The organism is Paenibacillus sp. HB172176, assembly GCF_011947265.1.
Lineage (GTDB): Bacteria > Bacillota > Bacilli > Paenibacillales > Paenibacillaceae > Pristimantibacillus.
The window spans coordinates 261,994-275,594 of record NZ_JAATHD010000001.1; the positions used below are offsets into that span (position 1 = coordinate 261,994).

Here is a 13,601-nt window from a genome sequence, read left to right on the forward strand (position 1 = left end):
TCGCTCGTTTGGTTGGCTAAGAGGATAAAAAGTCCGTTAGAGCAAGCGAGTGTTGAAAAACGGCGTCTAAGAGGACAAAAAGTCCGTTAGAACAGGTCGCTGCTTTCAAAGGACGCCGACAGGCGTTTTTCTTATAGATATAGAATTTATAAAATGCCCGTGTGGAGTTTTTTACTTTCCTGGTCGACTCGACCAGGATCGGACGACGGAGATTCCCCGCTCCGCGCAATTCAAGCTCTGTAAGTCGATTTAATCGACTTGCAGCACCGTTTGCGCGCACTTCAAGCTTTGCAAGTCGATTTAATCGATTTGCAGCACCGTTTGCGCGCACTTCAAGCTTTGCAAGTCGATTTAATCGATTTGCAGCACCATTTGCGCGCAATTTCAAGCTCTGTAAGTCGATTTAATCGATTTGCAGCACCGTTTGCGCGCACTTCAAGCTCTGCAAGTCGATTTAATCGACTTGTAGTACCGTTTCCGTGGACTTCAAGCTCTGCAAGTCGATTTAATCGACTTGTAGCTCCCTCTCTAGTCACTTTAAGCTCTGCAAGGTTCAGAAGTGTATCTGATATTGTGCACGAAAAAAGGCCATCTTCGGATGGCCTTCCATTTTAGTTACACTTCATGCTGAACTGTTTATTGCACTTTCACCGGTTCGTCGAAGGTCATGTCCTTCGTATCCACGGTAACCTTCTTCATGGAGATGGGTTCAACCGGCTTGTCCTGCGCGTCGCGATCTTGCGCGACGATCTCGTCCACGGCATCCATGCCTTCCGTAACGACTCCGAAGGAAGCGTATTTGTTGTCAAGAGACGGAGCATCCGCCACCATGATAAAAAATTGCGAACCGGCCGAATCCGGGTCGTTGGCACGGGCCATCGAGATGACGCCGCGGGTATGCTTCAATTTGTTCTCGAAGTTGTTCATACTGAACTCTCCTGCGATGGAGTAGCCGGGACCGCCTGTTCCGTTGCCGTCGGGATCGCCGCCTTGGATCATGAAGCCGGGAATGACGCGATGGAAGATAAGGCCGTCATAGAAGCCTTGCGATACTAGCGAAACGAAGTTGTTCACAGTATTCGGCGCGATTTCGGGATACAGCTCGACCTTGATAATCTTGTCATTGCTCAGCTCGATTGTAACAACGGGATGCTTCTCGGGACCGAGCAAGCCGATATCCTCCGGAGTCGGGGAAGGAGCTTCAGTCGCTTCGGGAGTGGCGGTCGGCGATTTGGTCGCCGCAGGCGTCGCGTTGCTCCCATTGCCTCCGGAGCCTTGCGAATTGTTGGAATTGTTGTTCGTCTTGCCTTGATTGACGCCGCAGCCCGCCATGACCAGAACAAGAGCGATCATTAACAGCAGAAAGCTGCTGCGCAGCCGGACAGAATTAGCTTGTCTCATTTTCCAATATACCTCCTACAAGATGTTCGTCGCATTTATCATAGCACAGCTCCAGGGCAGAAATCTAACGCATAACCTTGGCGTCGCCTATTCGTCGCTGTTCATGGATCTGGCTTGCATGCGGTTCATCAGCGCTTGCATCTGGCGAAGCAACTCTGCGCTCTCCTCCGGAGTCGCGTCCAGCATGCACATCAATGCTTCCGGAATGGGAAGCGCCTTCTCGCGCAAGGCACGTCCTTCGTCCGTCAATGCGATGCGAACGCTGCGTTCGTCCTTCTTGTCTCGCGTTCTCGAGACAAAACCCGCAGCCTCAAGCTTCTTAAGCAGAGGCGTGAGCGTGCCGGAATCGAGGTAAAGTCTCGCGCCGAGCTCGTTCACCATCACTTCGTCCTTCTCCCAAAGCGCGAGCATGGTGACATATTGGGTGTATGTAAGTCCCAGCTCCTGCAGGAGCGGGCGGTACAGCTTCGTAATTTCACGGGAGCAGGCATAGATGGAGAAGCATATTTGATTATCGAGCAGCAGGGTTGGATCTGGATTGTTCATCAATAAGCGCCTCCGCAGGGATGATTTCAAGCTGTGCAACACAATTTAATTGTAACAAATTAAATATAAAGAACGAGACTTGCTGTTGTCAAGGCAGGGAAAGACACGCCTGCTCTTGTTCAAAGTTTCCGTTCAAGCAAGAATCGCGCCGATTCCGAGCGACTTTGCTTTGCTTGCGTACCAAGAGGCTATGGCGACATCGAAAACCGCCATTCCCATAGGACAGAAGAGAAGCGGTTCGTCTTCGGGGAACTCCGCGAGAGCGTTTCGCAGCGCCGCTTCGGACAGGCTGAGCGTTCCTTCCCTGGTCAGCCCGTTCTGCCGATGAAGCAGCTCAATGTCCGTATTCTCGCGGCATACTTCAACCCAGTCGTCGACGATGACGGCTTTTATGTCCTTGATGGCGTCAAGCTTGTAGTCGCGCAGGGAGACATCCAGCAGAATCTGACCTCTGGCGGGAGGGAGGTCGATGTAGCGATTCTCACTCACCGTGCACGTGATAACGATATCGCAGGTCTCATAGAGCTCCTGCCAGCTGACCGCCGCTTGCTCTGCAGCGGCGAGATCCGTCTGCCGCAAGCCTCGAATGTCATAGACGGCTATCCCGGACAGCCGCTCGCCAAGCAACTCGCGGCACATGAAGCCGTGCATGCGGCCGATCGGCCCCCAGCCGATGATGCCGACTCGCAGATCGGCAGTCGCGAGAACGGGTCTGCTCGCAAGAGCAGTCCGCAGCAGCAGCCCGCTGACGGCGGCCGTTCTCGCGGCGCTGACCAGCTGTGTATTCACGATTGCAAGCGGCTCGCCCGTGTCCGCATCATTCAGGATCGTGACGCTGTGCGCCCTCGGCAAGCCCCGTGCAAGATTGCCCGGGAAGGAGGCGATCCACTTCAGGCCGGCTGCATGGACATCGCCGCCGACATAAGCCGGCATCGCTATAATGCGATTGGTCTCATCGCCGTAACGCAGATAAGGCTTAAGCGGCTGGGAGAATTGCCCTTGCTCCATGCTTCTTAGCGTTGCAGCCAATTGCTCGATAAGCGCTTCCCAAGGATATCCGATGCTGCGAATATGTTCTTCTCCGAGATAGAGCACGGGCGTTGTCTCCTTTCTATACTTTCAATTCTGAATCGAATTGCCGCTTCACCCAATCGTCGTCATAGACGGTGTCCATGTATCGCTCGCCGCGGTCATGAATGATGACAACGCATACGGATTGCTCGGGAATCGTATCCAGCAGCGATTTCATGGCGGATATAACGGCGCCGGAGGAAGGTCCCGCCAATATCGCTTCGCGCGCGACCAGCTCCTTGCAGCCCAGCACCATATTCCGATCGGAGACATAGGTCGATTCGTCCATGAACGGTTTCTGTCCAAAAGGAGGCACGATGCCCGCGCCGAGTCCGGGGAACATCCGCGGGCCTTTGGAGCCGCCGAGAATGACACTGCCCTTGGCATCGACGGCGACAACCTTCGTCTCCATGCCCTGCTCTGCAATGTAATTGGCGCAGCCGTACATCGTGCCGCAGGTGCTGACTCCGCCAATCACATAGTCAACGCGGGGCAGCGCTGCGGCAATCTCTCCCATCGTGCCTTCGCAATGGGCAAGATAGTTATGCTCATTGCCGTATTGATTCGGCCAGTAGCTGTTCGGAATGCTCCCGAGCAGCTCCCGCACTCTGGCCAGCCGCGCGGGAAGAAATTCGCCGGAGGCCGGATCCGGCTCATCGACGTAAGAAATTTGAGCTCCGAAGGTTTTCATAATGCGTATGTTATGCGCGGCGGTTCGCGGATCGATCACACTGATGAACTTGAGCTCCATCATTGAACAGATTGCAGCGAGGCTAATCGCCATGTTGCCCGAGCTCGATTCGATAACAACGGAACCGGGGCCGATTTTTCCGTCCTTCCAGGCATGCTGCAAGATGCGAAGAGCGGGGCGGTCCTTCGCGCTGCCTCCGGGATTCATGAGCTCCAGCTTGGCGTAGACCTCGATGCCGCGAGAATTGCGGAATAGTCTGGAGAGCTTCACCAGCGGCGTATTGCCGATGCTGCGCGTCCAATCGTCCATCATTGCAAACCACCGCCTCTCATAGGTAGAGCTTCTTTCCCTTCACCGAGCCGCTCGGCAGCTCGCTTCGTTCCTTCAACGGGATGACTTCAATGGCTTCGAGCAGCCGATTCCGGATCATCATGCCAATATCCGGAATCTCGCCGGCCACATCGTTCGCAATGGCTAATCGTTTGTCCTCCGTCAATTGCTTGCTATGAAGATGAAGCTGCAGACGATTGTCACGCATCGCAACTCGAAAGCTTGCATCGGACAGATGACGCTGAACGACCGCTTCTATATCATACAGGCTGATCTTCTCCCCATGCTTCAGCTCCGCGCCGATCCGCTTGGCGATACAGGTGAAGATCTGGCGCTTCTTGCCGTTAACCATGATGCTTCGAAAATCCCGGACCACATCATAAGTGACGAATCGCAGCGCGGGAAAATAGCGCCGGCTCGACGAGGTTAGCGTCAATACGCCTTCATTCGGCCGCAGCGGTTCAAAGGAGGGATGTATCTCCTCCGCAGGAAGCGCTTCTCCGTACAGATCCTCCGCGATAAGATATGCGCCAAGCTCATGCGAATAAGCGGCAATCGCTCCAATCTCGATGGAGCCGTACGTATCCAGGATGTCGCGGGTTGTGATACCAAAGCGGCTTGCCATATTGGCCTGCCACTCCGACGCGGCAATTTCGCCGACGACAACGATCTTGCGAATGCCGAGCGAGCTCGGGTTAGAGGCGGGAGAGGCATCGGCAATCGCTTCAAGAATGGAAGGCATCGTGTATAGCAAGTGAGGCCGCCATTCACGCAGCTTCGCGATATGCTCCTCAATCGGCAGCGTGAACGGTATCGCTTCGCCCTGCAAGCCGAGCCGCTCGAAGATGGCGAGCGCGGAGGCGGCGGCATGGCCGGTGCCGAGATCGGCGAGCGCGCGAACTCCGGAAGGCAGATCCCCGCCGAGCCAATCCCGGAACGATTCGATTTTGTTCGCGAGATAGCGCTCGTCTTCTCCCTGCGAATAATAGATGGCCTTGCGAACGCCGGTCGAGGTGCCGGATGTCCGGAAGACCGAGAGCCTTTCCTTCGCAGAAAGGGAGGCTTCTGCATGATAATACGAAGCCGCCAGCCGCTCGTCGGTGAGCAGCGGCAGCTCTCGCAGGTCGGCGACCGCAGCGATAGCCAGGTTCTGCTGCTTCAGCAGGAGAGTGTACCAAGGGTGATATTTTACAATAATGGGCAGCTGCTTTAGCGCCTCTATTCGGTTCACGAAGCCGTCATCCTTCCGCAGGGAATTGGGGGCGCCATGCGCTGGCCCCTGTTGCTCCATTACTAAATCATATGTGGGGCGGGTAAGTTGGTTCACCTATGGCGACAGCCGCCTAAAGCGATTTCGGCGTTATCACCGTATAGTAATAGTAGGAGAGATAGATAGAGATACAAGTCTATGCTAGCTGCGCTAAGAGAAGAGCATACGGGCTCTTGGCAGACGCGGCGTGAAGGGAGAAAGAAGAAAGTATGCCCAGGAAAAGTGTGAATTCTAGCAAAAAAAAGTCGCGTACGACGGATAAATGGGAGAAGACAAACTTGTTGTTAAAGGATGCCAGGCTGCGCAATCATATTCCATTGACGAAGAGATTGAGCCTGACTTCACTGTCACAGATGCTGCATGCTTACCAAATGGTCTATGTGAAGCCGGTGTTTGGCTCGATGGGCAGGGGAGTGATGCGGGTGTGGAGCCATTCGCCTTCGTATGACGGCGCGAACGACGGAGCTTCGGGCTACGCGTATCAGTTGGCGGGCAGAAAACGCAGCTTTCGAACGCTGAGCGGTCTGTATCGCGCCATACGGAAGGATGCGAAGGGCAAAAGCTATTTGGTCCAGCAAGGCGTGCATCTCTTGAGCTACGAGGGCAGGCCTTACGATTTCCGCGTCGTTGTACAGCGTTCTCCGGCGGGAGAGTGGGAGGCGACGGGCACGGTTGCGCGAATTGCTCATCCAGGCAAAATTGTCACGAACGGCAGTCAAGGCGGCACCATTCTGCCTGCGGAGCAGGTGCTTCAGCCCTATTCGCCTCCGTACCGCATTAAGGAACAGATCAGGGAGCTCGAGGCGATGGGTCTGGCGACGGCCAGGAAGCTGCGCAGCACATTTCCGCAGCAGAATGAGTACGGCCTGGACATCGCGGTCGATCGCAACATGAAGCCGTGGATTCTCGAGGTGAACACGAGGCCGGATCATTGCCCGTTCGCGATTCTTCAGGATCAGACGATGATCCGCAGAATTGTAAGCTATGGCAGCCACTATGGCAGAACCTACAAGCTGAACTGCAATAAGGCGAAGACGACGTTGTAGCGCAGATAACCAGCACTGCAAGCCGGAAAGCGACTCGCTTGGCGAGCAGCAGCGGAGATAACCAACGTTGCAAGTCTGAATGGAGCTTGCTCGCGAGCTGCAGTGATGGTAAGCGGCGTTGCAAGTCCGAATGGAGCTTGCTCGCGAGCTGCAGTGTTGGTAAGCAGCGTTGCAAGTCTCTCCTGACGTGCTCTGCCGCTTTGTACATGTCAGGATTGCTTGGCTACGATAGAGAAAATAACGGTTTTGTTTGCATAATCGACAAGAATGGATACGGCATCCGATCCAATTTCAAGGCTGAGCGTGTCGACAGTTTTGCCATTCTCGATCTTCGAGCAGACATCGTTGAACATATTTTTGAACGCGATCGCGTTATAACCGAACAATCCGTTGGCGAATTGCTCCACAACCTCGCGATTGCGCGCAAGGGAGCCTTCCCTGAGCCGCATCGTCACGCCGTATGTATTGTAGGTCGGGTCCAGCCAGATCGCGGCTTCCTCATTTACTTCCGTCGCGCTGGCCAGTTTATTGATCACGCTGCTCATTTCGTCTTGATCCTTGAATAATCGAAGCGTAGTGCCGAGCAGATCATGATTTGCACCGCGCAAGGAACCGATGGATGCGAGCAGATCGTAGGCGTCCCACATTTTTTTGTTGGGGAAAACGACGATTTTGCTGCCATTGCCGCTTGTGGGCACGATTCTCTCCAAATTTTCCGGGGACACCTCGATCGCAAGGCGCTTCGATTTATCACGAAGCCGCTCAAGGATAACGAGCGCTTGCGCTCTCGTTACATAATCCCCCACGCCGAAGAAGCCGTTGGTATAGCCGTTCATTATGCCCTTCACCAAGGATTCGGCGATAAAGCGCTGCTCGCGTTCCGTTGCGCCCATGATGTCGCCGTATTCGCTCGCCATGCGAAGTCCGAAGGCGCTGTCCTCTAGAAATTCGGTTTCTTGCAGCGTGTAGTAGATGATTTCGGCGGCGTTCTCGCGCGTTAATCGGGCTTGGAAATCGGTATAGCCCGCTTTGTTCAGAAAATGCAGATCGCTTGCGATATCGATGAAATCCTTGGCCCAGTAGCCAGTCGTGTTCGGTTTGAAGGAGAAGTAGCGGTAGTCTTGCTTCAGCACGGCCAGGTTTTCCTGGCTCAGCGTGGATAAGAACGCGTTGTTCCAGCTGCGCGAGCCGTTCTCGTACAAATCGGAGAAGGAGAGGATGAGCATCTTCACGAACTGATCTATCTGCACGGGATCATCCGGGCGGAAGGTTCCGTCCGGGAAGCCGTCGAGAATGCCCTTCTTCAACATATCGTTAATATTGGGTTCAGCCCAATGACCGTGAATATCGGCGAAGGCAGTCGCGCTTCCGGCGACAGCGGATGCGAAAGCGCGTTCAAACGTTTTTGGCATAAAGAACAAAGTAAAGCATAAGACAAAGCATAAGATTGGCGCAGCAAATCGTTTCATGAATAAAAATCCCCCTGTTTCGATATATTCCGACAACCTATAGATAACCATATCTGTTCCTTATTTAGAATGGGTATATTGAAGCAACCTGAAAGTCAGGAGAGACCTAACGAGACTAGAACCAAAGGCATGATGTTTGGGCGCCAGAGAGTCAAGGGAAGCGTCTAAAGTAACAGGATTCAGGTTATGATGGTTGAATTTGGTTGCTATGTACCGCAGAGTGCGGTTGCCGGGCATGAGAAAGCATGTTATGATGTGTGTTATGAACGAAATGACCGAATTTGTTATTTGGTCATTTTGTTGCTCGATGATCGTAAAGGAGGGGTCAGCGTGGCGGTTGATCGGCGCAAACAGGTAATCGAAGCGGCGGAGAAATCCTTCGCTATGTTCGGATACAAGGCGACTACGATGGACGGCGTGGCCAAGATTGCGTCTGTAGGCAAGGGCACGATTTATACGTTCTTCGCTAACAAGGAAGAGCTGTTCCAGGAAATTATGAATCGTCTTATTCATGAGCTGAGGCGGGCGACGGAGGAAACGGTGAAAGAGGAGCTTGCGTTCTTCGACTACCTGAACGAGGTGCTGGAGCATGTTCTGGATTTCCGCGAGGAGCATGAGCTCGCGTTGAAGCTGTCGCAGGAAGTGCGTGAGATTGGAACGCCAATGGCTCTTGACGGCTTGCGCCAGTTGGAGCATGCGATTGTCCATTACATCGCTCAGAAGGTGCAGGAGGCTGTCGACAAGGAGCAAATCAGAGCTTGCGAGCCTGAGTTGACGGCATTTGTTATGCTGAAGCTTTACATGTCGCTTACAGTGGAGTGGCAGAAGTCGCATAATCCTCTGTCGAAGAATGAGGTGGCAAAGCGGATCCGCTTCTATTTGGAGGAGGGGCTTCTCCTTCGTAGTTGAGCGTGTGGAGGAGAGGAGTGAACGCTGTGGAGAGCGGCTGAATAAGACATAAGCTCTCCGTGCTGAAAACCAGACTTTTTGAACATGCACTTGTAGAGAGAAATTTTTTTGTCTTAAAATGACTAAATGACTGATTTAGTCATCTTGTTAAAACGAACAGTATCGACTTTGAGGAGTGGTGAACATGAAGCTGAACGGTGTGAGGCAATTCGGCGGCGAGCTGGCGGCTATTGGCAGAAACAAAACCTTGCTGGTTTCGCTTATTGCGATTCTGATGGTCCCGGTGATGTATGCGGGGATGTTCCTCGCGGCGTTCTGGGATCCGTATGGACAGCTGAATAACCTGCCGGTTGCGGTTGTAAATGGGGACAAGGGCACGCCGTTTCAAGGGGAAGAGCTGCATATAGGCGCGGATTTCGTCGAGCAGTTGGAGAAAAATGAGAAATTCGAGTGGGCATTCGTCAGCAAGGAGGAAGCAGAGCGGGGCTTGAAGGATGACGATTATTATATCGCAATTGAAATTCCAAGCGACTTCTCCGAGCGGGCGGCGACTCTGACCTCCGAGCATCCCGAGCAGGCGCAGCTCGTCTATATGCCAAATGAGAGCAGAAATTTCCTGGCGTCGCAAATTGGGCATACGGCAATTGAACAGATTCGGACGGATCTGAACAAGGAGGTGACAGAAGCGTATGCGAGGGCGGTATTCGACAAGCTCTCTGTAGCTTCGGCGGGCATAGGCGAGGCAAGCGACGGCGCGGGCAGCGTCGCCGACGGAGCGGCGGAAGCGGCTGACGGCGCACAGTCGCTGTCGGAGCATGCGGCGCAGCTCGCCGACGGAGCAGCCTCGCTGAAGGCAGGCGCGGCGCAGCTGGACGGCGCCGGCGCCCGGCTGGCTGACGGCGCCGCAGGGCTGAGCGCCGCGGCCGGCCGCCTCGCCGGCGGCGCAGAACAGCTCGCTGCCGCCGGCGGCGAGCTGAACCAGGGCGCAGCCGCTGCCGCATCGGCGGCTGCGCGGCTCGAGAGCGGCCTGGCCGCTTCGCAGGCCGGGGCCGACGAACTGGCCGGCAGCGCGGACGCGCTCGCTGCCGGTCTGCAAGCGCTGGCGCGGAGCAGCGCCGAACTTGCGGATGATCCGCAAGTTCAGGCTCTGCTCGCGGCGAGCAAGGCCGTCGCGGCCGGCGCTGCGCAGGCCGCGGAGGGAGAAGCCTCGCTCCATGAAGGCATGAGCGGGCTGCGCCAGGGCTTGGACAGCGTGACGGCCGGAGCCGTCCAGCTGAACGACAAGCTCGTCGCCGCGGAGAGCGGCGCGGCGGAGCTGTCTTCGAGCCTTGAGCAGCTGCTGCAAGGCTCGTCAGAACTCTCGCAAGGCATGAGCGGGCTGCGTGCCTCGTCAGGCGAGCTGGCCTCCGGCGCCGAAGCGCTGAGCGGCGGCGCCGACTCGCTTGCGTCGAGCATGCTGCAGCTGCAGGATGGCTCGGCCGAGTTATCCTCGAAGCTGCAAGGCGCGACGGAGGAAGCGGGGCAGCTCTCGGCGAATGACGAGACGCTGGATATGTTCGCAGACCCGATCCGTCTCGACGAGCAGGCGATTACGACGGTGACGAACTACGGCACAGGCTTTGCTCCGTATTTTTTGTCGCTGGGGCTGTATGTAGGCGCGCTTCTGCTTACGATCGTCTATGCGGTGAAAGAGCCTGCTATCCGTCCCGCGAATGGCTGGAGCTGGTTCTGGAGCAAGGCTCTGACGCTCCTGCTTATCGGCGTGCTGCAGGCTTTGATAGCGGACACGGTGCTGCTCACGGTCATCCATCTTGAGGTTCAGAATTTGTCCGTCTTCTTCCTCTATTCCATTGTAACCAGCATGACGTATATGATGATCATTCAATTTCTGGTGGCGTCGATGGGCAATCCAGGCCGGTTCATCGCGACCATGCTGCTTATTCTTCAACTGACTAGCGCGGCCGGCACCTTCCCTGCGGAGCTCATTCCGGGATGGCTGCAGCAGGTGAGCCGATTTGTTCCGATGACCTATTCGGTCGCTGGGTTCCGCGATATCATCTCGAGCGGCGACATTAGCCGGGCATGGAGCGACGCCGGCATGCTGGCGATCTACGCTGCAGTGTTCGCGCTGCTTTCTCTGACTTACTTCATTCGGATTCACAACCGCGAGAGTCGGTCAAGCGGCGGCGGTCAAGCAACCATTGGGGTATAAAAAAGCATAATCGACATAGCATTAAGGCAGCTTGCTCTGCGAAGCTGCAGGTTGAACATCGCGGAAAGGCCTTGATAAGAGGCTTGGATGGAGCCAGGCGGAACGCTAACGAAGAAGGATAACGTTATTGTTCTAAAAAGGCATCCTATTGAAAGCTAACGAAGATCTGTCGTCTTATTTCATGGTTTCGGGCAGCAATCCTACTCGTTTTGATGAAATAACGATACCAATATTCGTTAGATTTATGCTGGCCTGAGATTCAGGCATTTAACGTTATGAGTCTTCGTTAGAATCTGATGGCTTTGAGAGAATTAAATGCCATCCATGAAGCTAAAAGAACAGCAGGCTTTTCAGCTTGCGACTCCGCTTCTTCTGATTTCCATCAGAAGAATGGCAAGTACAGGCAGCGCAGCTTTGCTGCGAGCCAAGGACGTCGTTAGGCGTTTTTCTTACCACAATTTATAAGTTTTCGAGCATTCGAAAACGGAAATTCTATTTGGCGATAAATCCTACATCATGCTTATGAAGCTGCTTTGCTCCGCAAAGCTTTAGGTCGTTCATCTCTGAAAGGCCTTGATTGAGGATTTCTCACATTGCGACTGTAACGGACTTTTTCGAGGCTGTCTATTAATTGTGGCAGCTTTGCAAATTGCTCCTCAGATGACATCAGATCGATTTTTATTAATCGAGCAAATACCCATATGTCATTAAAAATTGATCTCAGAGGTTCATTCGGAAACAAAATATTGTTGTCCACATTAAATCGACAGCCTCTTTTTCGACCCTTAGAAGCTTGTTTTAGCCAGCTCAGATTTTTAACGGACCTTTTCGCTTCTTAGCGGATTAATCTGGTCGATTTTTGCTCGTTTGGTTGGCTAAGAGCATGAAAAGAGGATGTCGATTAACTGTGGACTAGGCTGCAATGCTGATTTCCAGCGCTGCAGCTTCGGAGGGCGCTCCGAATGGATCTCTAGCGCTGATTTCCAGCGCTGCAGCTTCGGAGGGTGCTCCGAATGGATCTCTAGCGCTGATTTTCAACGCTGCAGCTTCGAAGGGCGCTCCGAATGGATTTCTATCGCTGATTTTCAGCGTTGCAGCTTCAAATGCGGAACTGGCTGAGGGGTTCCATAAGCTGGTGATCCACAGTTAATCGACAGCCTCTGAAAAGTCCGTTAGAGCAGGAGGAGTGTTGAAAACGGCGTCTAAGAGGACAAAAAGTCAGTTAGAAAAGGTCGCTGCTTTCAAAGGACGCCGTGAGGCGTTTTTCGCATGATGAGGAGCCGACTCGACTTCGAACATTTAGGTTCCCTCATTCAGGACACAATAAGCTCGGCTTTGCGTACGGACCTCCTCATCCACCTAATCTCTTTCAATCACCTCATCCACCCAATCTCCCTAATTTACCCGATCCATCTAATCACCTCATTGTCTGCTGCTTAGCTTGTCCCAGCCTTAGCATCGAGAGAGCCCTTAAGCGTCTCCTGAGTAAAGGGGATAGTGTCTAAATAGCTCTGGAAGAAAGAAAGTCCGAAATGTTGTGGATAATTATGGAAGTAAGCCGTAAATAAAATTTTCCCCAATCGCAGAAAAAGATCAAATTCAAAATGGAAGCGTTTCATCAAAATTGTCTGAAAATTTTTTTTGAAAGATTTTGAAAGCGTTTATCAAAAGTAGTGCAATTGTAGGGGTACCAACGGCTCACGGGTTTTCTGAAAAAGCTGTGGACAAGTCCCGAAACCCGCTCTGGGCGGGCTTTTCGGCTTGACGAATACGATTTAATCATGGTACGGTTTTGTTAACATAAATAACACGAGACGCCGCTGAAAGGGGAATGTTTATGATTAAAGCAATTGTTTTCGACTTTGATGGAACGATAATTGACACAGAGACGGCTTGGTATAACGCGTTCAAGAATGCGTATAAAGAATATAATGTGGATTTGACGCTGGAGCAATACTCGCAGTGTATTGGAACGAGTCTGCATTCATTCAATCCTTACGAATACCTGATGACTGAATTGAATCTGCCAATCGACAAGGATGAATTCAGGATCCGAATTCAAGGCGATCATTCCGAGCTCATGAATATCGAGCAGGTTCGGCCCGGAGTCATGGATTATTTGAAGCTGGCGAAGGAAGCGGGGCTTAAGATCGGCCTCGCGACGAGCTCGCACCGCGCATGGGCGGACAAATATTTGGATCAACTGGGTATTCGCGATTATTTCGAAGTGATTCAGACCTCCGATGATGTGGAGAAGGTCAAGCCGGACCCGGCGTTGTATGTGCAGGCAATGGATGCACTGGGCGTGAAGCCGGAGGAGACGCTGGCGATCGAGGATTCGCCGAATGGGGCGAAGGCCGCAGCCGCAGCCGGCATGAATGTCATTGTTGTGCCGAACGCATTGACGAAGTTTCTGGAATTCGAACGTTATGACAAGGCGCATCATGCGGAATCGTTAATGGATGTGGATTTCCAGCGCGCAATCGCTTGGACGTTGTAAGGTCGGGCTGAGCCAATTGATAAACAGGGCGGTCGCGGTTGATTTCGTCGGATTCATCAGAACGAAATCAACTGCCCTCACCTTTAACAACAATTATAATCAGAATATTCTAACTATTCTGATCATAGATGGAATGACTTTTAAAACGAGGAGGCG

At 53.4% G+C, this 13,601-nt stretch carries 10 protein-coding genes; 4 read left to right on the forward strand and 6 right to left on the reverse strand.

The window, feature by feature from the left end:
• Window positions 1–636: 636 nt before the first annotated feature.
• The 5 genes from HFP08_RS01065 to HFP08_RS01085 form a co-directional block, all read right to left on the reverse strand.
• Window positions 637–1,401 (reverse strand): peptidylprolyl isomerase, encoded by a 765-nt coding sequence (locus HFP08_RS01065; RefSeq protein ID WP_168118660.1) that lies wholly within the window; start codon window positions 1,399–1,401, stop codon window positions 637–639.
• An 87-nt stretch (window positions 1,402–1,488) separates the two neighbouring features.
• On the reverse strand, window positions 1,489–1,947 hold the full coding sequence (locus tag HFP08_RS01070; protein ID WP_168118661.1) for a MarR family winged helix-turn-helix transcriptional regulator: 459 nt from the start codon (window positions 1,945–1,947) through the stop codon (window positions 1,489–1,491).
• Between the two features lie 132 nt (window positions 1,948–2,079).
• Window positions 2,080–3,042 (reverse strand): 2,3-diaminopropionate biosynthesis protein SbnB, encoded by a 963-nt coding sequence (locus HFP08_RS01075; RefSeq protein WP_168118662.1) that lies wholly within the window; start codon window positions 3,040–3,042, stop codon window positions 2,080–2,082.
• A gap of 16 nt (window positions 3,043–3,058) precedes the next feature.
• Window positions 3,059–4,021, reverse strand: coding sequence for a 2,3-diaminopropionate biosynthesis protein SbnA (sbnA, locus tag HFP08_RS01080; protein WP_168118663.1), 963 nt, complete (start codon window positions 4,019–4,021; stop codon window positions 3,059–3,061).
• 16 nt (window positions 4,022–4,037) lie between these two features.
• Complete coding sequence (locus HFP08_RS01085; RefSeq protein ID WP_168118664.1) at window positions 4,038–5,270, reverse strand: phenylacetate--CoA ligase family protein; 1,233 nt, start codon at window positions 5,268–5,270, stop codon at window positions 4,038–4,040.
• A gap of 248 nt (window positions 5,271–5,518) precedes the next feature.
• Here HFP08_RS01085 and HFP08_RS01090 point away from each other — a divergent pair, with 248 nt between their 5' ends.
• Entirely contained in the window at window positions 5,519–6,355 is an 837-nt protein-coding gene (locus tag HFP08_RS01090; protein WP_168118665.1) for a YheC/YheD family protein, read from the forward strand.
• Between the two features lie 209 nt (window positions 6,356–6,564).
• Here the strand turns inward: HFP08_RS01090 and HFP08_RS01095 are convergent, their stop codons facing one another.
• Window positions 6,565–7,824 (reverse strand): S-layer homology domain-containing protein, encoded by a 1,260-nt coding sequence (locus HFP08_RS01095; protein ID WP_168118666.1) that lies wholly within the window; start codon window positions 7,822–7,824, stop codon window positions 6,565–6,567.
• A 330-nt stretch (window positions 7,825–8,154) separates the two neighbouring features.
• Between HFP08_RS01095 and HFP08_RS01100 the strand changes: the two genes are divergently transcribed.
• From HFP08_RS01100 to HFP08_RS01110, 3 genes are all read left to right on the forward strand, one after another.
• Window positions 8,155–8,733, forward strand: a complete 579-nt coding sequence (locus tag HFP08_RS01100) for a TetR/AcrR family transcriptional regulator (RefSeq protein WP_168118667.1) — start codon at window positions 8,155–8,157, stop codon at window positions 8,731–8,733.
• Window positions 8,734–8,917: 184 nt separating this feature from the next.
• A complete protein-coding gene (locus HFP08_RS01105) occupies window positions 8,918–10,945 on the forward strand; it encodes a YhgE/Pip domain-containing protein (protein WP_168118668.1) in 2,028 nt (675 codons plus the stop codon).
• 1,837 nt (window positions 10,946–12,782) lie between these two features.
• Window positions 12,783–13,445 (forward strand): HAD family hydrolase, encoded by a 663-nt coding sequence (locus HFP08_RS01110; protein WP_168118669.1) that lies wholly within the window; start codon window positions 12,783–12,785, stop codon window positions 13,443–13,445.
• Window positions 13,446–13,601 lie beyond the last annotated feature (156 nt).